This window comes from Bradyrhizobium sp. USDA 372 (assembly GCF_053629095.1).
The window spans coordinates 4,411,357-4,430,185 of record NZ_JBRJHR010000001.1 but is presented as its reverse complement, the minus strand read 5'-3'; the positions used below and the strand labels follow the sequence as shown (position 1 = coordinate 4,430,185).

Here is an 18,829-nt window from a genome sequence, read left to right as displayed (position 1 = left end):
CTTCAGGTGTTGGGTTGAGAGGGGCTAAAGGCAGCTTTGACCACGTCGTCGGCAGCCTCTTTCAATGTGTCGGCGATGTTCTGAGTCACGCGGCTGGCATGGCTGCCGAGATCTGCCTCGGCGACCTTCTGCGTCGCAGCATCGGCCGCAGACGTGGTCGCGTCTCTCACTGCCTCGAATCCGGATTGCACCGCGGCGGCCGCCGCCTGCTTCACTCCATCGCTTGCTCCGCCCATCGCCTTGGCTTCAGCCTTGGTTTCGGGAAGAGCCGCAGCGATGATGGCCCCGATCGCGATGCCCAAGCCTCCGATCAGCGCGGCGTTGTCGCCGATGGTCTGTCGGGCCTGGTCGGGCGCGCTCGCAGCGGCATCCTTGGCCGCGTCCATGCCGCTCTTGAGCTTTTCACTCGCGAAGCTCGCGGCCTGCGCCGCGCTCGCCTGCAGATCAGCGGCGAGACCTGCGGCCTTGTCCCGGGCGTCATCAGCCATGCCGGCGGCCCGGCTTTGGGCGGAGGATAGCGTCTCCTTGGCCTCGCCCTGCATGGACCGCGCGCCCTCCGTCACCTCGTCAAGCATGCGCCCCGCTTTGTCCATGACCGGACCGGTGGCTTCGGCGGCGCGATCCCGCACTGTCTTCGACGTCAGCGCCAGCCCCGCCCCGATCATGAGAAGCGGCAGCGGCATACCTCGTGCCAACCTCAGCAATGGAACGCCCACTGCGGCGCCCGCAGCCACTGCGCGCATCGGGTTGTCCATGATCTGTTGCTTGAGCGCTTCGACCCAGCTCTGGGTCTTGTGGCTGACGTATTCGGTAACTTCGGATTTGATGTGCTGCGGCGAGACCTTGTGGCGAATGTCGTCGGCGGTGTCCGCTATCTGCTCCTTCAATCGTCCTACCGTCGCCGCCAGCTCCGCGCGGCTACGCTCGGACTGGCGTCTCAACTCCTCCACGGATCGTGTCATCGCGTTACCCTCTTGCTTTGTTTCTTGAATTTGATGTCGAACTCACGCTGTGTTGAATCGTTCCTCGTCTCGCTTCGCAGCCTGCCGGGGCGATGAAAACTGTTGCTCAAACGCGAGGGGAGTGGCGGGCGACAGTGGTAATGCTGCTTGCCGGATATCCGCGGAGAAGACATCGGCCTGAGAAGACGCGGTCGCGAGGAACGTCAGCAAGCAATCTAGCGTAGGGCCAGAGAGGCTCTTCGCCGTCTGGTATGAAAAAAAGGGCCGCTATCGAGCGGCCCTGGTTGTGATTCACCAATGACGGTGGCGGCTCCAGCCGTAGTGATGGCCACGCCCTCTTCCCCACCCGTAATGGTGACCACGGCCACCGCGGTGCCCCCACCCGTGGCCGCCGCCATGACCGTGTCCACCCTTGACTTCGATCGCAGTCGAGGCAGGCCCACCAATTGCATTAGGAGGCGCAACAGGCATCGCCGTGACCGACGTTGTAAAAGCTATGGCAACAGCGCACGTCAGATAGCTAAGCCTGCAAATCCATTTCATGTATTGTGCCTCCCTGTAAGGCCGGCGCGTCCGTCGCGGCCGGGTCAACCCCAACAGTGGAACCGGGAAAAAGTTGCAATCCCTGTCACGGGTGTCGGAATGACGCTGCTTCAGGGCGAGGCTTGGTTCGGAATGCCACAGCGACTGAGGTGAGAACCTCCCCCTTTCTATAGGGCCGGCAGCATCCGAAATGAGGAGGACGGGAGCCGAACCCGCGCGATGTCGCCGGCTGCGACCGTTCCGCCGGCTCGAACAACGCCCAGCACCCCACATCTGAATGCGGGACCCGTTTCCGCCAATGAGAGCACGTGCCGTGGCCGGTCAATTCGATAATCGCCGTAGGCCCGAGTTCGACCAGTGTCCCAAGCGGCATCCGTTCGAGGTTCAGGCCCGCAGTTGTGATGTTCTCGCCGAGCTCTCCGGCTCCAACCTCGAAGCCAGCCTCCCCGAGAGTTGCGAAGAGCTCCGATGGGATCAAGTGGACCCGCCGCAGATTGGGAAGCCGGGGTCGGCGGCGCGCGACATAGCGGTGTCGAACGAAGGGGCCAGCGTGGGCGTCGCCTTCGACTCCGTGGCCTTCCAGCAGCACGATCCAGTCCCGGGAAGGCTTGCTGAAGTGGTGCCCGCGATCGGCGGCGACCGCAACCACCCTTCCCTCCATCGCGAGATCGTGCCCGGGCGACATCAGGCAGCGCGGGAAAGCGAACGTCGCTTCTGGCGGAGGTAGCGCGTGATTTCGGAAAGCGGCATCGCGTTCAGGACCCGATCGGCAGGCACGCCGCCCTTGCGAGCCATCTCGACGCCCCAATGCATGTGGTCAAGCTCTTCAATCGAGTGCGCGTCTGGATTGATGCTCAGCATGCAGCCGAACTCAAGCGCCGTCTGGTGCCAGCGCCAATCTAAGTCGAGACGCCAGGGATGCGCGTTGATCTCGACGACGACGTCGTGCTTCGCGCATGCCCGAAGCACCTTCTCGACGTCGATCTCGTAGCCCGGCCGCCGCTGGAGCTGCCGCCCGGTCATGTGGCCGATGATGCTTGTGTGACGATCGGAAATGGCCCGAAGCAAACGCTGCGTCTGCGCCTTGCGGTCCAGCTTGAAACGACCATGAATGCTGGCGACGACGAAGTCGAAACGTTCAAGCACCTCCTCGTCGTAGTCGAGCGACCCGTCCGCCAAAATGTCGGATTCGATGCCTTTCAAGATTCGGAAATCTTTGGCGAACCGCTTGTTCAGCCGGTCCGCTTCCCGGTGCTGCTGCACGATCTCCTCAACGGCGAGACCACCGGCATAGTGCGCGGACTTCGAATGGTCCGCGACCCCGAAATATTCGAAACCGCGCTGACGGGTCGCCTTCGCCATCGTCTCCAGGGTCTCGGCGCCGTCGGAAGCATCCGTGTGGCAGTGAAGGATACCGCGGAGATCGTCGTCGGTGACCAGCTTCGGCAGCTTGCCCTTCAGAGCCAATTCGACCTCGCCCCGCCCCTCCCGGAGCTCGGGAGCGATGAATGACAGCCCGAGAGCGCGATAGATGTCGGCCTCCTCGCCCGCAATCAGCGTGCGGCTCTTATGCAAGCCATCGGGCTCCAACCGCATTCCTTTCTCCGCGGCCAATGTCTGGAGCTGCTCGACATGGGCGGCGGAGCCGGTGGCGAAAAGAAGGGCGGCCCCGAAGTGTTTGCGGTCGGAGACGGAGATTTGCAGACCATCCGCTGGCGGCTTCGACGTCTTGCTTGACTTAGCGGCCTCCGCAACGATCGCAAGGTCGCGGACGAGTTCACATCCACGGCGGAAGTCGCCGGCGATCGTCACACGCTTTAGCTCGGGCTGAGCCTTCCGGATGGAATTCTGAGCGTGCGCGAGCAGGGCGGCGGCACGGTGCAGGTGGAGACGGCCTTCTCCACTCTTCGCGATGGCCAGGTTCTGCAGAATCTTGGTTTGCAGCGCGGCACCAAGTCCTTTCACCTTCTTGATGCGGTCGTTCTTGGCAGCGGCCTCTAGTTCGGCGAGAGAGGCGATGCCCAGATCTTTGTAGAGCCGCAGCACTTTGTCCGGACGAAGGCCAGGCACGGCGAGCATCTCGAGCACACCCTCGGGGATCTCCCGCCGCAGCTTTTCCAGGCTTGGAGTGCCCGTCTTGTGAAGCTTGGTAATGATATCGGCTATCGCGTCGCCGACCCCGGGCACCTCAGTGAGCCGGTCTTCGGCAACGAGCACGTCCAAAGACACCGTAAGAGCGCCCAAGCTGTCCGCCGCGCGAGAATAGGCTTTTGCCCGGTACGGGTTGCCGCCACGAAGGGCGGCGCGCTGCGCATATTCCCGCAGGAGACCTGCTACGGCGCGAGCGTCGAGGGAGGCCACTCAACGAACCTCCTGCTCTGCCTGATGAGAGTTCGTCGCGGCAAAGCGAGGTCGAGCGGCCGGGTCGTTCGGGCGACTATCCAAAGATCGTTCTAGCTTTTGCGCTGCTCGAAAGTCTTCCAAGTGCTGCGTGTTCGGGCCATAAGCCGCCTCCTTCTTGAGGAGGTTAAAGATGCGGCCGACCACAAGCTGCAGGTGCTTCATCCGGCCCTTCGGCATCGATCGCGCTTTGCAAAGAGCTCGCACAGCATAGGCGCGGAAATAATCGAATGCGTCTGACATGGTCGGTAAACGCCCGTTCTCGCCGATTGTTCGGCCCTCGCCGATCCCGCCTTGATGTGCCAGGCGCCCTCGGCGACCTTCTTGGAGCGGTTGGTTCAGTCGGAGACCGCGACCGGTGAAGACTTTGACGGCTTCGTTCGCCAGATGGACCTGGAGCGGCAGCCGTCGAATTTGATTTGGTGAATCCATCCCGGATGGACCCATGTACGGTGGATTCGTTCCGACCAAGCCGCAAGGCAGACCCAGGGCAAGGAACCACCTGAATCTCTATGCGTTTCGCAAAGAATGGAGGCGCAATATGGCTAAGGCGAAGAAGTCGACCGCTCGCGGTCGCAAGCAGGATCGCGCACGCGTGGCGGGCGGACAGGATTACGAGGTTCGTTACGAGGCGAAGAAGACTCACCGCTCCGCTTCGGCGGTGAAGAAGGCGGTCAAGAAGGTGGGAAGTAGCCGGAAGAAGGTGGAGCGGAAGCTAAAGCGCAAGTGAGCTTTGGGCCGAATTGAGGTTCTGGAAAGAACACCAATGAAGTGGCCGCCAGCGCGAAGGGCTCGAACGGAGCAGTTCCCCCCGACGCATTCATCTTCGCTCTACAGCGAAGTGGAAGATGCGGGGATTCCGATGGACAAGCCTTGCCCATGTGCCGGGCTTTCGCATGTTTGGGGCAAGCGGCCGCTTCCAGTCGCTGCTCTGAAGACCTCAGAAAGGTCCGGCTGCCTCCCGAAAGCGGACCGGAGGCGGGTGTGCTGGCAAAGACAGCTAAGGGACCACAAGGCGACTTCGAAAGGAGAGGGCCTCTAGCTGAGGCGGCCTTACTCGTCGAAAGCTACACCGATCTGGCCGTCCTTTCGCCAAACAATATGGCAACGCCTCGAAGTGCCATCCGAGTTTATCGCGAGCACGAAGCTGTCAGGAAACCAAAGCGGGCCCCGCGCTTGGATGCGGGCACCCGTCGCGGAGATATCGCGAACGATGCAATCAACGGCCGATGAGCCGAACACAATTTGCCCGGCCTTGAGAATGCGACGGCGCTGGGAGGATCGATCCTGCATGGCTAGAAGCTCCCACTGATTTCTAAAAAGTGGATTAGGCTTCTTGGACTTGTTCTGTTCTCATAGGGCAAAATACCACTTTGTGGGTAGAACGAATGACGGGCAGTTCCCGCTAAGCGCCGGTTCCATGATATTGTGCGACCTCAGGCGTGCTGGAGGGCGAGACATGGCCATCTACCGGCATTTGCAAACCGGCGGTTTGGCACCGAAGCAGATTGCCTGCATTACAAAGGCTTACGAGCAAACCTTACGCACACTCTGCGTTAAGGATCGTGACGATCCACTCGCGGAATTGGTGGCGAAGACAATCATCAAAATCGCTCAAAGCGGGATCAAAGACCCTGCAAAGATATCAGCGCAGGCAATCAGCAAACTCGAAATGCGCTAGGCGAATATCGTCTGAAAACCGTGAAGTGTGAAGCTGTTCACCTTGGCCGGATCTCTCCTCGCCTACAATAGCAACACTCCCCTCTGGGACGCACATCCGGGGAATGGGCGAGTTGGGCGAAGCTGGAGGCGCGGCCATGAAGCGCCACGCCATGAGCAAGTATTTCGGTAATGGCGCCGGCCACGTTCTGCGCCAACACAATAGCGCCGTGCTGCTGTTCAGCTGGCGCGGCAGGCCCGACGGATCGGCCCGCTATGTCGAGCGCGTCAACCGCTACACCCGCGATGGCGTGGAATATTCCAGCCTTGCCGCCCTGCTCCGCGCCGTCGAGGACGAGCACGCTCAGACGCAGCCGCAGGAACGATCAAGCGGCGAATGAATCTCCGCCCAAGACGGCATGGAACTGAAACACTCCCGCTCGCGGGAGTTGGCTAATGCGCTTCGGGGCATCGCAACGTGCGAGGCGCGCCATGCCCCCTCTCCCGGTGGGCGATGTGTTTCTCACGGCAATCATGGCCGTGACCTTCATGGTGGAGATCGGCCTTTTCACCTTGATCGGAATGTTCTGAATGGATGTTCGGCTACAGGCCTACTCATCCAGATCTCGGGTCATAGGCAATCGCGCTAGCGCAAAAAGGCCGCCGGGCGGGGCGACCTTTCTGGCTAGTGAGGAGAGACTAGTGCAGCCAAACTAAATGCCACCGCACAAGCGGCGGCCAAAGAGCAGAGCGTTATCGCAATCTCCCTGGGCATGCAGATCAAGCACATCGGAGCCCGTAAGTTCCTCGGCTAGGTTTGTTCCTGTAGAGGAGTATCCCGAGCTGCCGAGCCTGCCGGCGGACTGAGCCGACCCGCCGGTCCAAGAGCCTGGCTGCCTCTGCCGCGGTTGTCCTGCTTCTAGCTAACTGAACAAGTCGCTCCAGCTCTTGAGCTGTCCAATCGGGGATTTGCGCCGCGGCTATGCTGTCCATAAAACCGAGCCTAGTAACAAATATTAATCAAATGCTTAACGATGGATTAAGGATGCTCGCGGTCGGGCGAGCGTCGGGCAAGATCGCGAAGTTGAGCCAGCAGCTCTGCTTTCAAATCCCGCAGGTTTCGGGTGCTGATCTCTCCCGAAAACACCTTGGCCAGCTCGCGGCAGAGAGCGCTGATTGCCAGATTTTCCTGATCGATCTGCATGCTTTTGGAATGCACAAATCGAGAAGTTGTTCAGAGACAAAATTGGGCCGCTTTGGCGCAAACGCTGCCCCGGTTTTCTGCATGACGACGCAAAAAATGTACATATGGCCACTCATCACCAGTCCGGTCTCAGGTCAAAAATTGATCTGAAAGTTCAAGCCGCCATATACGCCTTTGCCGTAGTTGCTATCGCTGACATAGCCGAGCGAGACGCCCGTATTCATGCTGCCGACGGTAAACCCTGTAATGTGTCCTCCAAGACGAAGCTGGTTGTAGGTCCAACTGCCTGAATAGGCCGCTTCAGGTCCCACAAAAATGTTTGGGGCGATTGCTATGCCTGTCTTGCCCTGCGCGTAATAGAACTCGGATGCAGTATTGTAGTGTGCTTGGACATAGACCATCGTTTGGTCAGTTGGCTTGCCGTACAGCGAAGTGAGCACCTTCAGTCCGTACAGCTGTGCGTCGGATCGCGGCAAGCCAGGCGCGGCATAGACGTGACTGTTGACGCCCGTCACGCCGGCGGCGACAAGCCAAGACCAGCCACTCGGGGTGAATTGGTATCCCGCAAGCACATCCAGCGTTGCATCGAGGCCGACACGTTTCTGGCCGTCTTCGACAAAGCTGTAGCGGCGTGCTGAGGTAATGCCTTCCACGCGCCAGCCAGGCTCCCACAGAGTCCCGAATGGAGAATACAGGGCCGTAAGGTCAGTGTAAAAAGCGCCGTAGGATGCAAAATCACTGGTACTCTGCAGTGAGAGGCGCGGCGGCTCCTCCGCGGCTGCGACGCCTGCCAAACTAGCCGTCAAGACCGAAGCGAAGCCCTTTAGCAACTTCACCGGCTCCCTCCGACCGCATGTGATCGACGAAATGCCATGTGCCTACACCCGGAGGCTCGACTGCTTAGCAAGCGTCGTCGCTTCTCCGCGAGCGTATTGACCGGCTTTTCGTACCGAGATACCAGCCTTGATATCTTCGACGGCATCGCGCCATCCAATCAGGCGCCAGATGCCATACAAAAGAAACGCGGCATTTGCTGCAGAGAAGCCACAGAAGAGCACGCTACCTCCCCACAGATTGGCTGCGGCCGAAACGAGAGAAGTCGTCAGGAGACCGGCCAAGAAGATCAGATGGGACGGGGGCGCTCCGGTCCGCCCCTCGATCTTGGGAGTGCGGGCGAACGCACTCTTACGCCCCGTAACCAATTGCTCCAGGGATCGGTAGACTCCAGCGAGATTAACAGGCACGAGCAACAGCGTCAGTGCATAGACCCGTACTGCATCCGACCATTTGTATCCGCACCGGATGAGGTCTCGTCCATACAAGAGGTAGTACGGCGCCGCAGCCAACGGAAACCAGATGTTCGAGAATCCCTCGCCGAAGGGAACCACGAGAAGTAACAACAAGCCAACATTCGCGAGCGCCGGAGAGATGAGGTAATGGGACCGGACGAATGTTTCGAGGCCACCCGCGCGAGCCGACCCGCGATCACGCCAATGCGCAAGAAGGCTCGGCAATATGATCAGACCGCCATTTGCCCATCGCCGGCGCTGGATGACAAGCGCGCCGAAGTCAGGAGGCGTGGCGCTGTATGCGAGTCGCTCTGGATGATTGTGTAGGCGCCATCCCTTTGCGACGAGGTCAATCGTCGAGCCCGTGTCTTCAATAAGCGTTTTGTCTTGGATAAAGACAGGTACGACATGACCACGCTCCGTCGTCATGGCCTTGATGTCATTCAAGGCTGAATGCCGCAGCACTGCGTTGGCGCCTACCCAAAAGGTTGCGTTGTAGGCCGTAAATCCTTGATGGACGAGATATTGAATATCGGTAGTTGCAGCTGCAACTCGCTCCAGCCTTGAAGGTGGATTTGGATAGGCAGAGTATGGCGTCTGTGCAATGGCGATCGTTGGATCTGCCTGCATGATGGAGACGAGCTTGCCGATGTAGTTGGGCAGAATGATGCTGTCGGCATCAATGGTGAGGACGTAATCCGCCGGCGGCACGATGAGGTCTGCTTCGCCTGCGGGACAGTCTTTGAGAACCGAGCGACCATCAGATCCCTTGGCTACGCGAAAGGCGCGTCCAATCAGGCCAATATAGCTGTTGAGGTTCATCGCCTTGTTTGGCGCATGAGAGAGGTTTCCAAATCGCTTGCGCTCGAAGCAGCCGATCGGCACCTCGAAAAGCCTGACCAAGCGTCTGTACTCGGAGCGAATGCGCCCAAAGTTGAGGTCCCTTGGATTGCGAAGAGCGTCGGCAAGCCTCCGATACTCGGCATCGAGCTGATCGATGACTTCGCGAGCGAAAACTTCGTCTCCATGAGCAAACACCGGCTGAGAACGCTCCGCGTAAAGCAGCCCCAGCTCGCTCACGAAATCAGCGGCTTCTACGTAAAGCCCGGCGAGGACTATGCCCTCTTTCTCCAGGGAAAAGCCGGTCGAGGCACGGCGCACGTTGAAGTCCTCGGCGGCCGTTTGAAATCGCTGCGACATTCCACGGAAAAGATCATGCAGCTCAAAGATCAGAGCGCGCGCGGCCTCGAGTCCCGCCAGATCGGCCCCTTTGCTCGTCGGTGGATCGTCAAGGAGCAGCGTGATTCGCCGATTTGGATGCTCGGAAAGAGCCGCCGACAACACCGTCTGCATTATAACCGGGATCTGCTCTTTATAGGACGGTATGAGGATGCTGATCCGCGGCGCTTCCGTATCTTCAGCCGGGCGGCAGTGGTTCGCCTCCTCGCGGTGGGCGGCATGCCGTCTGATCTCGCCAAGTCGCGTCAGCTGATAAACGATGTTCCCATAAAACAGGCTGATCACGGCAGCACAGAAAACCAGAGTCAGGAAGGCTTTCTGCAAGAAAGGGCCATTGAAGGCCGGTTCTAAACCAGAAAGCACGGTGGCGAGGCCAAGAGCAAACGCGAGCGTGCTCACGCCCGCGGCGACGCGGGTCAACAGGATCTCGTGCTTCATTTAGGAATGATGCCCCAGTGATGCGGAAGTGCGGTGATGACGGATTTGCGGGCGCCAAATGCGAGGTGAAAGGTGACGCAAATGCGGTCTGGATCGTGGGAAAAAATGGCAATCCGCGTGCATTTTGCGGCATCCGCGTCTTTGAAAACCAACGTTTGGCGGCCGCACCACGTGCGCTCAAGTGCTGGAGCAGAGCCATACAGCTAACCCGAGATCTCCATCGGCATCAGGAGAACGGGCAAAGCGCGTTTTGACATCTATCAGCCACTAGAACTTTGGGATCCTTAAGGGACTGAGCAGCTCGCGCAACCGACCGCCCCGAACCCAAGCATCTGCAAATTTGGATCGACTGCTAGCGGCGCCATTCGGCGATTTCCGCTTTGGGTCTTGGCTGTGTGAAAACGCCAGGACGCTTTAAGGCGATTGAAGAAGTTATTCGTTCAAGACCGTTTTAGCGGTCAACCTCGCGAGCGCATTCAACTTTGAGAACCAATTGAAGAATGTAATTCTAGCCGGGCTTCCTTCTTTCGCGTTTTTACACAGCCAGGGTCAAAGGCTGCCCAGAGCAGCGCCAAGGCGCTATTCCGCTCAGCTATCCGAAGCGGACAGGGCGACGCCAAGACCGAAAGTCAGCCACGGGCCAAGAAGAGACGTATGCATCGCAGCAATTGGCTTGGCTTTTCTCAATATTTTGTCCACTCTTCAATCGGCAACTCCGCAAAGACCAACCAGCCGAGCCCCGCGACGCGCGCGTAGGCAGCGACGACCTTTTGACCATTCATGTCACGCGTGATGTGCGCCGTTCCCGTCAAAGCTGTCGTGGTGCGCGCCTCCCGCACCTGGGCAAGGGTTGACAAATCCCGCAGAGACTTTCGCACCCCGAAATCCGGATGTGCGATGATACGCCCCCCGGCGTCAACAACATAGGCAACGCCTCGATTGCCGACCTTGGTTTGTTGCACAATATCCCAAATCGAGATGAGATTGAGTTCGACCACGCTCACGCCAGCGTCGGGCCGTGTACTGGCCAGTCCCAAGGTCATGTAAGGCTCCGACTCGCGGCGCAAATAGACCGGCCCGTAGTAGAACTTCTTGGCCACCGTTTCGGTGAATTTCGCTTCCTTGGAGTAGTCAGTGCCGCTGCCAACCACGTCCATGGCTAAACGCGATACTTTGTAGAACTCCTTGCCTTCGCCATCGAGTAGCGACAGCTCGGTAATAGCAGGAGCCTGGCGCATAAGCCGCAGCGCGTCGAACCGACGCTGCTCGATGGAGCCTCCCGTCGGCGGCGGCTGCGTGGTCCAACCAACTTGGTTCTGATTTTGCTTAATGAACTCAGCAACCTTGTCGGCGATGCACTCAGCCTGCATGAGAAGAATTTGGCCTCGCAAAGCCCGACCGTCCGGCTGTCCATGGGCAGCGATTGGCCACGCCATCGCGAGACCTAGAACAATGATGAGTGCTGGTCGCCGCATGCCTCCTCCCTCAAACTACCAAGCCTTTGGGATGGGGAGCCTAGCACTTTGTGGTGGGACTGTGGCCTTCTTTGAAGGACCGCTTGGGGTCATGAACGTCGTTTGTCGGCACGGCAGGTTACTTCCGGTTTCCCCCGATGAGCCCGACAACAGAGACGCTGTCTGGAGCTGCACCTTTGGGCCGTGCAGACTCATGCAGGGCCGCAAACACCGTCATCTCATTCGATCACCTTGTCGGCGCGCGCCAACAAGACCGCCGGAACCGTGACACCTATCGCCTTAGCGGTCTTGAGGTTGATCACCAGCTCGAACTTCGTCGGCTGTTCGACCGGCAGATCAGCAGGCATCGTGCCGCGCAAAAGGCTCGCGGCAAATCGGGCAGTAAGGTCTGCCAAGTGATCGGAGGATGGGCCGTAGCCGATAAAGCCACCTTGCTCGGCCCGCACTCCCCACTGATACATGGTTGGAAGGCGCAGTGCTGCAACTCGTTCCATAATCCGCGGACCATTGCCGTCGAGCATCCCGGAACCAAGAACATTTAGCGCCGTGGCCCCCGATGCCTGTGCCCTATCGATAGTCGCGACAATCTCCTCAGCTCTGGTGACGCGATAGATTGAAAGCTCGACGTTTTTTGCGCGCGCCGCCTCTTGCAGAGCGCGAGCCTTCGCCTCAGTCAAGCTGGTATCGGCGAGAGCCGCCATGCGGCGAATTCCAGGCACGGCTTCGATCAGGATGTCCTGTCGCATGCCGTCAAGCTCAGCGCCAAAAATGCTGATCCCCGTGATATTGCCATTGGGCCGGGCGAACGATTTTACCAAGCCCTGCGCGACCATATCGCCTGTGATCCCAACGACGGGGATACTCGTGGTTGCCTGCTGTACTGCGTCAACTGCCTCGGGTCCAGCAGCATAGATGACATCGGGTTGGGCTATGACCAGCTCCGCCGCAAGTTGCGAAGTCAGATCGCTATGAGGTGCAAAGGCGCGGTAATCAATCGTGAGGTTTTGGCCGTCAATGAAACCAGCGCGCCGTAGTTGCTCGAAAAAACGTACGTTAAATTGAATATCGCGAGGATGCGGAGACAAGCAACCGAGGCGATAGGTCCGTCCCGCTTTTTGGGCCAACGCCGCGAGCGGCAACGCCACCATCGTACCGCCGGCAAGCGTTATGAACTCCCGCCGTCGCATTTGGTCGCCCTCAAGGCCGAGCGACAGCCTAACATATGTTTCAAATCTCAGCGGTATTATGCATCACAGCATATGCGCGCTGATGTCGCAGATGGGTCAACCTGAGACCTTTGAACCGATGGCTGGCTACGTCTGGTTCACCGCCAACTCCGGACATCCAACCGGCAACCCAGCATGGCAGCAACGGGCCACAAGCGGAAGTGAGGGATAACCAATGAAAGAGGCCGCGAACTGAGGCGGCCTTACTTCGGCCCCCGGAGATCGTCCTTCTTCGGCGGCTGTAGGCCGGGCGAGTTAAGCCAATCGTCCATGTGAGCGGCCGTCTCTGCTTGCCTCGCTCTTCTTAATGCCGCGTCGCGCACCGGTCCGTGTGGCAGCAACCTAGCCTCCTCCAAGAGCTTGTGAGCCTCTTCGAGAAGCCGTTCTTTAAGTGACTTAGTTTGTTTGAAACGACGCCGACGAATGATCGTCATAACGCGCTCCTTTCCATTGGAGGAAGGCGGGAGCGCAATCGGCGTTCTCGTCACGGATAAAAGCCAAGGTCCGGTCCGTGATGAAGGCATAATGACACAGCGCCGGGTTTAGTCATGTATCTTTTGATACGCAGCGAGAAGTAATTATTCTTTCGGTAACTTACTCAAATTGAGCCACCACTGACCGTCGCCCAAGTTCGCTTAGGGTCTTGGCTGTGTGAAAACGCCAGGACGCTTTAAGGCGATTGAAGAAGTTATTCGTTCAAGACCGTTTTAGCGGTCAACCTCGCGAGCGCATTCAACTTTGAGAACCAATTGAAGAATGTAATTCTAGCCGGGCTTCCTTCTTTCGCGTTTTTACACAGCCAGGGTCAAACGCTACCTCAACCCGCTCGCATCACCCTGTTCGGGTCACCTACGGAAAGCAGACCTCGCGACGCTTTGAGCTAAGGTCAGCCTCGGGCCAGAAGCGGTCGTGAAGGAGCTAAGGATATGTCGGGTGCCAGATCGCAAATGGACGCTCCCACTCGCCGTTATCCTTTAGGACTAGCAATATTGCGGCTCCCGGCGAGAATGTGGTCGAGTTAGAAAGAGAGAATTGGACGCTGCGGCCACCCGAAGCTCTTTCCTCTCCCTTGAAGTAAATGGACCTCTTGATCGTTTGGGACGCGGCATCGAAAGTACAGCCGGGAACCGGCATGTGATCGAGCAGAAACGCGTAGATTGCGTTCAAATCGTTCGGCTTCCGGGCCAACAAGCTATCGAGTTCTGTCACGAATGTCGCAAGCTTCATTGAACAATTTATGGCATCAGCGCTTTGTGCGAAGAGCGATGGAGCGAAATTGCAACTCCCGACGACTCCTGCCATCGCGATTGTTGTCTTCCAAATGGGGCTCATGCGGTTGCTTCGGCCTCCATCATCTTAGGTCGGTCCTCTTTTGGTTGCATGAGGACGGAAGGTCAACCGTGGCCACGACCAATACTCAATTTTCCATAAACAGGGAGGTCCGCTCCGGGTCAAACTCTGCCCTGAACGGTTGGTCTGGTCGGCGTCCGGTCTACCTCAAAAAGCCGAACTCAACCTTAGCTTCCTCCTCCAGAACCGACCGTGCTGACCTTGAGCGGCACAGAGACTATAGTGGCGTTTGCCATCCCTATAGTTAAGTCCGCTCGAAGGATTGACCAATGACCCGTATATATTTCGAAGATGCCGAAATTGGTGCCACCAGAAAGGCAGGTCCTTATTTGGTCTCGAAGGAAGAGATTATTCAGTTCGCCAAGCAATACGATCCGATACCGCGCCACATCGATGAGGAGGCAGCAGCACGTTCAATTTTTGGTGGATTAACCGCATCGGGCGCCCACACGTTTGCAGTCTTCATCTCGCTCACGCCCAAGCTCCAGCCTCGGCCTCTCCATGTCCTCGCCGGAATGGGCTGGGATGAGCTGAGGTTGCCGAACCCGGTACGCCCAGGAGATGAACTTAATCTCGAAGCGATTATTTTGGAGAAGCTGGAATCAAAATCGAAACCTGATCGCGGTATCGTGCGCAATCAAATCCGATTACGTAATCAAAGAAACGAAATCGCCCTGCAATGCATCGGCACAATCCTCGTCGCAAGGCGACCAGACGCGAAAGAATCGGCGTAAGCCGTTCTACAAGGTGCCGTCGGTTGGTTTCGCTCCGATGTCTCTTGCGGGTCAAAAGCGCCGACTTGACCGGCGGTCTGGCAGTTCCGGTTTGCCCCCGGCTGCTGACATCTCGCTGCGACATGCCAACGGAAGCGATGGGCCACAAGCGGAAGTTCAGCCCTACTCGATCACCTCGTCGGCCCGAGCGAGCAAGGCGTGTGGTACGCTCAGACCAAGCGCTTTCGCAATCTTCATGTTGATTACTAGCTGGAATTTGGTCGGCTGTTCTACGGGCAGATCGGCAGGCTTGGTGCCTTTGAGGATCTTATCAACATAGCCGCCCGCACGGCGAAATAGATCTGGTACATCGGGGCCGTAGACGACCAATCCGCCATTGGCGAATGGTCGGAAAAGATAGCTCGCGGGCAGACGATGCTTCGCTGCGAGTGCCATAACTCGCTGGGCATGGCGATTGATCAGATCATCGCTAAAGACCGTGATCGCATCGACGTGCTGAGCGGCGGCCGAAGCAAAGGCGCTATCCAGTTCCTCGGGCGTGGTCGCTTCAACTATCGGCAGAGCCACGCCCAACTGCCGGGCTACGCTGGGTGTCTCTTCGGCTAATGCCCGCCTATGGAGTGGGTTGTTCGGATTGGCCAAGAGAGCAATTTTCGAGGCGTGGGGAACCAATTCTCGGAGGATTTCTATTTGTTTTCCAATAAAACTTCCCGGAACAAAGGTTGCAAATCCCGTTGCGTTGCCGCCTGGTCGCGAGAGGCTCTGCACAAGGCCAAGCCCCACGGGATCGGCCACAACTACGAAGATAATCGGAATGGTAGCAGTTGCCGATTTCAGTGCTACGGCCGCTTGCGGCCCGGCGGCGATTATTAAATCGGGAGTTAAAGCCACTAACTCGGCAGCGAAGTTCGGGAGGCGATCCGGCGTTTCGGCAAAATGACGATATTCGACGAACAGGTTCTGGCCCTCAATCCAGCCCCGTTGGCTTAGTCCGTTGTGCCACGCGTCGCGACCTCGCGCCTCCAAGAAAGAACTCAAGAAACCAATACGGCGAAGTTTTCCCTGCGCCCCAGGACGCGTAGGCAGAACGAGAAGCGCCGCAGTAACCGCTATGAACTGGCGCCGTTTCATTCGAACCTCATCGCCTTGAGGATGAGGTGGTAGAGTATCACGTCTCGCTGGTCCTCGCACGCATGCGAGGGATGTGCGCAGGACCGCTTTGGGTCACAAGCTGACCATGCGACGCGTCGGCGACAGGTCAGCTACTGAGGCAAAACCGGCCTGGTGAGCCGACTCAGGGGTGTGCGGCCATGCCTGGTAGGCACTGCCGCTCCCCCTCCTTGAATGTTTCCTTTCGAGACTCTGCTGCATCCAGCGGGCCGATCGCTTCATCGCGGTCGGTCCTTTTTGTTTCGCGGGTCCCTCTGGCTTTCCGAGCGACCGCGGGTAATTCGCACCCCTTGGTCTCGCTAGCCAGAGCATTCAAAAAATTAGGTTGACACGGTTGACAAGGTTGACACCCGGTTGACACCGACCAGCTTGACGCTTCCGACACTTGGGTGTCCTGAGCCAGTCCTTCCTGCGCGCGCGGGCGCGCGCTTAGCCAGTTTTGTGCAACGAAGTGTCGAAAGTGTCGAAACTGTCGGGAAGCCCCACTTTTCTCGAGCTTTTTTGGCTCCGACACTTCCTGGACGCTCGTATTTCCCGACACTTTCAACTGTCGTTTTCGGCCTCCTCACCCTCTAAATCGTCCTCAGCCGAGGCGCTGACCGCGAAGTCACCCACCGCCTTGGTGGCCACGATGTCCTTCCAATAGCGCTCCTCCCCTCGGGACTGCTCGTAGTCCCGCTCCTTCATAGCGCTGGTCAAACTCTTCTTTGTCCATGGCCGCTCCCCGTTCTTCCTGCTCCAAACGACAAACAGGTTGTGGAGCTCTGCGTTAGACAGGCGCTGCCCCTCCGCCCGCATGGTGCATTCTTGGAGGAAGCGACCAAGGACGTCGCTGTCGCTGCGGTACTCCTCTGTCGTCTCCTTGATCTCCTCGGGGACGAGCAGGCCGTGGTCGATCCAATCGCGAAGGCCATCTAGCAATCGGTTTAAGATGCCCGAAGCCTCCGCCTTGAGCTTTGCCGATAGCTGTCTATCAACCTCTTGCTCGGGAACCGTAATTGCCCAGCGCACCATGATCAGGCGGCGCCACGTGCCCTGAGACGCCTCGCCGCCGTCCACCTTCGGCCGGTAGTTGCCCGACATCGTCAACTTGAACTGCGGCTTGAAGCTAAAGAAGCCCTTGTTCAGCTCCCGGGCTTGGATCGTGTCGCCTCCGGTCAGTAGCTTTACGTGGCTTTCCGACAAGCGCGCGTTACGCGCCGGCTCGTCAGTATGGACGAACCTAATTCCCGGGAGGAGCGCGAGATCCGGCGTCGCCTGACCTCCGCTTCTCCCCCTGCCATTGTCCATGAAGGTTTCAACGGCAAGCGAGCACGCGTAGTCGCCATAAATCGACGCCCACGCCTCCACCAGCGTTGTCTTGCCGTTGCGTCCCTTTCCCCAGAAGAACAGCAGCTTCTGTTCTGACGTGTCGCCCGTCAGCCCGAGTCCAGCCCATTGGTGCAGGAAGCGCTGCACTTTAGGTGAGGGCTGAACTTTCTTCAAAAAGGCGTCGTACACCGGACACGTCGCGCTTGCGTCGTAGTCGGCATCGATGACCTTCGTGATCAGATCGGCGGGATCATGAGGATAAAAGCTGATAGGATCTTCGTCACCGCTGCGATTGACCTTAAGGGTCCCATTCTTCGTGTTGATCTTCATCGGATCGGCATCGAGCCGCGCCTGGTCGATCGCCATCATCGGCTCGGCCTGCCTGCGAAGTGCGGTCAAATGCCGATCGTTTTCTGTCTCTCTACCCCAGTCCCTCAATTTGTCGGATAACCTGATTTCCCGCTCGCATTTGGCACCAGGAGAGCGAACTTCGACGACGGCGTCTTCTTCAGTTTCGGAGAGCGCATCCGCCTCGCGCTGGATGGAGCGTGCCACGTACTGCGCCGCAATTCGCGCCGCGTCCTCCGCCCCGTTCATCGTCCACCGGCGGCCGTCCCACTGAAACCAACCCCGCGTGGGCACCGCCATCAGCCGATCCTGCATCCGGCGGGCAAAGCGTTCGGCATTACCTAGATCCGTCAGGGGACACTGAGCCAATTCTCTGTCGAGTTGGATTTGGTGATCCTCATCCAAACCGAGGCGCTCGAGAATAGAGGCGGCGATCTTCGGTGCCGGCGGCGCGAGGTCATCAACCCGCTCAGCAGGTCGATTTTTGACTGCGCGCGTGGGGACTGACCTCGGTTCGGCGAGACCGCGCGCAAAGCCAGAGGCGATTGTTGTTTTTGACTTTTGAAAGTTTGGCCACTGCCTCGCCACCGATTCAAGGGCGGAGCGAGCGACTATTTCGTCGAGATGCCCGGAGGCTACAAGTTGCGCCAGCTTTATGGAGCTATGAAACAGCGTGTCATTGCGAGTACCATCCGCTGCGTCGCGCAAGACACGGATTTCATCAGCAAGGGCCTTCATACCGTAGGCCTCTTTTGAGGTTGTTCTGGCGCTGGGCTGGCGCAAACCATCGCGGCGAGATGGTGCCGCCAAAAAACCCAGCAGTTCGGCTGGCGCCCAGGCCTCGGCAGCATCGTCCGCGCTCTGCCAAACATAACCAGCGCCGTCTGACCGAAGTGAAGGAGGAACAATGACGTATCCGCCCTCCCCTCTCACATCGACCCGCTTCAAGATGCCGGCACGATTGCGTGGCATCGCCGCGCCACCTTCGGGCAATCGAAAGTACAGATGCAAACCGCCGCGCGGAGTGCGGCAGACCCTTGTCGGCGGCAGCGGGCACCCCAGCGTGGCCTCGAGACGACCGAGGATTTCCACGGCGTCATAGACCTCGCCTGTCTTGCTATCCGTTCCGGCGTCGATATCGACCACGAAGGCGCCTATGGGCGTGCCTGTCGGCACCCCTATCATGGCGTTAGGATACTTTCGCCACCAAGCTTCAATCTGCGCCTTGTCAGTAGTGGCCTTCTTGAGGCCGCCTGATGCTGGGATGGCTTTGCCGGTGACCGGATCCGCGTCTGCCTTGACGAGAGGTTGCTTAGTCTCGGGATGACACGGGAAAACCGGCCAGCCCTTCGCCGCGTTCGCCAGCGCCGCGGCCGCCATGCTGCTGCCGGGCTTCCCGGCCCCCTCCCTTTCCCGACTATTCATCGTGCTTCCTTCCACCTCGAAAACGAGGTCGAAGGAGGCCGTCAATCCAATGATTC

The 18,829-nt window shown here is 58.7% G+C and carries 16 protein-coding genes; 5 read left to right on the top strand and 11 right to left on the bottom strand.

Annotation, left to right across the window (positions count from 1 at the left end):
* Positions 1 to 2: 2 nt before the first annotated feature.
* Complete coding sequence (locus AB7M16_RS20890; RefSeq protein WP_453945081.1) at positions 3 to 755, bottom strand: DUF3618 domain-containing protein; 753 nt, start codon at positions 753 to 755, stop codon at positions 3 to 5.
* Positions 756 to 1,818: 1,063 nt separating this feature from the next.
* Between AB7M16_RS20890 and AB7M16_RS20885 the strand changes: the two genes are divergently transcribed.
* Positions 1,819 to 2,232 carry a hypothetical protein gene (locus tag AB7M16_RS20885; RefSeq protein WP_453945080.1) on the top strand — a complete coding sequence of 138 codons (414 nt, stop codon included), beginning with the start codon at positions 1,819 to 1,821 and terminating at the stop codon, positions 2,230 to 2,232.
* On the opposite strand, the gene AB7M16_RS20880 is transcribed toward AB7M16_RS20885, so the two are convergent.
* The gene (locus AB7M16_RS20880; RefSeq protein ID WP_453945079.1) at positions 2,190 to 3,866 is read right to left on the bottom strand and encodes a PHP domain-containing protein; all 1,677 of its coding nucleotides are present in this window, start codon (positions 3,864 to 3,866) and stop codon (positions 2,190 to 2,192) included. The two genes, AB7M16_RS20885 and AB7M16_RS20880, sit on opposite strands and share 43 nt — an antisense overlap.
* The gene (locus tag AB7M16_RS20875; RefSeq protein WP_453945078.1) at positions 3,867 to 4,337 is read right to left on the bottom strand and encodes a hypothetical protein; all 471 of its coding nucleotides are present in this window, start codon (positions 4,335 to 4,337) and stop codon (positions 3,867 to 3,869) included.
* A 109-nt stretch (positions 4,338 to 4,446) separates the two neighbouring features.
* Here AB7M16_RS20875 and AB7M16_RS20870 point away from each other — a divergent pair, with 109 nt between their 5' ends.
* Complete coding sequence (locus AB7M16_RS20870) at positions 4,447 to 4,635, top strand: DUF3606 domain-containing protein (RefSeq protein WP_453945077.1); 189 nt, start codon at positions 4,447 to 4,449, stop codon at positions 4,633 to 4,635.
* Positions 4,636 to 4,958: 323 nt separating this feature from the next.
* On the opposite strand, the gene AB7M16_RS20865 is transcribed toward AB7M16_RS20870, so the two are convergent.
* Entirely contained in the window at positions 4,959 to 5,198 is a 240-nt protein-coding gene (locus tag AB7M16_RS20865; RefSeq protein WP_453945076.1) for a PilZ domain-containing protein, read from the bottom strand.
* A gap of 166 nt (positions 5,199 to 5,364) precedes the next feature.
* Here AB7M16_RS20865 and AB7M16_RS20860 point away from each other — a divergent pair, with 166 nt between their 5' ends.
* Entirely contained in the window at positions 5,365 to 5,586 is a 222-nt protein-coding gene (locus AB7M16_RS20860) for a hypothetical protein (protein ID WP_453945075.1), read from the top strand.
* A gap of 136 nt (positions 5,587 to 5,722) precedes the next feature.
* Entirely contained in the window at positions 5,723 to 5,965 is a 243-nt protein-coding gene (locus AB7M16_RS20855; RefSeq protein WP_453945074.1) for a hypothetical protein, read from the top strand.
* A 638-nt stretch (positions 5,966 to 6,603) separates the two neighbouring features.
* Here AB7M16_RS20855 and AB7M16_RS20850 read toward each other — a convergent pair.
* From AB7M16_RS20850 to AB7M16_RS20830, 5 genes are all read right to left on the bottom strand, one after another.
* On the bottom strand, positions 6,604 to 6,768 hold the full coding sequence (locus AB7M16_RS20850; RefSeq protein WP_453945073.1) for a hypothetical protein: 165 nt from the start codon (positions 6,766 to 6,768) through the stop codon (positions 6,604 to 6,606).
* 134 nt (positions 6,769 to 6,902) lie between these two features.
* Positions 6,903 to 7,604: a cellulose biosynthesis protein BcsS gene (gene bcsS / locus AB7M16_RS20845; protein WP_453945072.1), complete on the bottom strand. Its 702-nt coding sequence runs from the start codon at positions 7,602 to 7,604 to the stop codon at positions 6,903 to 6,905.
* Positions 7,605 to 7,646: 42 nt separating this feature from the next.
* Positions 7,647 to 9,734 carry a glycosyltransferase family 2 protein gene (locus tag AB7M16_RS20840; protein WP_453945071.1) on the bottom strand — a complete coding sequence of 696 codons (2,088 nt, stop codon included), beginning with the start codon at positions 9,732 to 9,734 and terminating at the stop codon, positions 7,647 to 7,649.
* A gap of 683 nt (positions 9,735 to 10,417) precedes the next feature.
* Entirely contained in the window at positions 10,418 to 11,209 is a 792-nt protein-coding gene (locus AB7M16_RS20835; protein ID WP_453945070.1) for a cache domain-containing protein, read from the bottom strand.
* Positions 11,210 to 11,427: 218 nt separating this feature from the next.
* Positions 11,428 to 12,357: an ABC transporter substrate-binding protein gene (locus AB7M16_RS20830; protein ID WP_453945069.1), complete on the bottom strand. Its 930-nt coding sequence runs from the start codon at positions 12,355 to 12,357 to the stop codon at positions 11,428 to 11,430.
* A 1,697-nt stretch (positions 12,358 to 14,054) separates the two neighbouring features.
* On the opposite strand from AB7M16_RS20830, the gene AB7M16_RS20825 reads away from it, so the two are divergent.
* Positions 14,055 to 14,519: a MaoC/PaaZ C-terminal domain-containing protein gene (locus AB7M16_RS20825; RefSeq protein WP_439401982.1), complete on the top strand. Its 465-nt coding sequence runs from the start codon at positions 14,055 to 14,057 to the stop codon at positions 14,517 to 14,519.
* A 162-nt stretch (positions 14,520 to 14,681) separates the two neighbouring features.
* Here AB7M16_RS20825 and AB7M16_RS20820 read toward each other — a convergent pair whose 3' ends face one another.
* Positions 14,682 to 15,650, bottom strand: a complete 969-nt coding sequence (locus AB7M16_RS20820; protein ID WP_453945068.1) for an ABC transporter substrate-binding protein — start codon at positions 15,648 to 15,650, stop codon at positions 14,682 to 14,684.
* Positions 15,651 to 16,232: 582 nt separating this feature from the next.
* A complete protein-coding gene (locus tag AB7M16_RS20815) occupies positions 16,233 to 18,818 on the bottom strand; it encodes a phage/plasmid primase, P4 family (RefSeq protein WP_453945067.1) in 2,586 nt (861 codons plus the stop codon).
* Between the last annotated feature and the right edge of the window lie 11 nt (positions 18,819 to 18,829).

Excerpts from the sequence above, each read along its gene's own strand:
- AB7M16_RS20890 (WP_453945081.1), bottom strand. The coding sequence starts at position 755 with ATGGACAACCCGATGCGCGCAGTGGCTGCGGGCGCCGCAGTGGGCGTT.
- AB7M16_RS20875 (WP_453945078.1), bottom strand. The coding sequence starts at position 4,337 with ATGGATTCACCAAATCAAATTCGACGGCTGCCGCTCCAGGTCCATCTG.
- AB7M16_RS20870 (WP_453945077.1), top strand. The coding sequence starts at position 4,447 with ATGGCTAAGGCGAAGAAGTCGACCGCTCGCGGTCGCAAGCAGGATCGC.
- AB7M16_RS20865 (WP_453945076.1), bottom strand. The coding sequence starts at position 5,198 with ATGCAGGATCGATCCTCCCAGCGCCGTCGCATTCTCAAGGCCGGGCAA.
- AB7M16_RS20860 (WP_453945075.1), top strand. The coding sequence starts at position 5,365 with ATGGCCATCTACCGGCATTTGCAAACCGGCGGTTTGGCACCGAAGCAG.
- AB7M16_RS20855 (WP_453945074.1), top strand. The coding sequence starts at position 5,723 with ATGAAGCGCCACGCCATGAGCAAGTATTTCGGTAATGGCGCCGGCCAC.
- AB7M16_RS20850 (WP_453945073.1), bottom strand. The coding sequence starts at position 6,768 with ATGCAGATCGATCAGGAAAATCTGGCAATCAGCGCTCTCTGCCGCGAG.
- AB7M16_RS20840 (WP_453945071.1), bottom strand. The coding sequence starts at position 9,734 with ATGAAGCACGAGATCCTGTTGACCCGCGTCGCCGCGGGCGTGAGCACG.
- AB7M16_RS20835 (WP_453945070.1), bottom strand. The coding sequence starts at position 11,209 with ATGCGGCGACCAGCACTCATCATTGTTCTAGGTCTCGCGATGGCGTGG.
- AB7M16_RS20830 (WP_453945069.1), bottom strand. The coding sequence starts at position 12,357 with ATGGTGGCGTTGCCGCTCGCGGCGTTGGCCCAAAAAGCGGGACGGACC.
- AB7M16_RS20825 (WP_439401982.1), top strand. The coding sequence starts at position 14,055 with ATGACCCGTATATATTTCGAAGATGCCGAAATTGGTGCCACCAGAAAG.
- AB7M16_RS20820 (WP_453945068.1), bottom strand. The coding sequence starts at position 15,650 with ATGAAACGGCGCCAGTTCATAGCGGTTACTGCGGCGCTTCTCGTTCTG.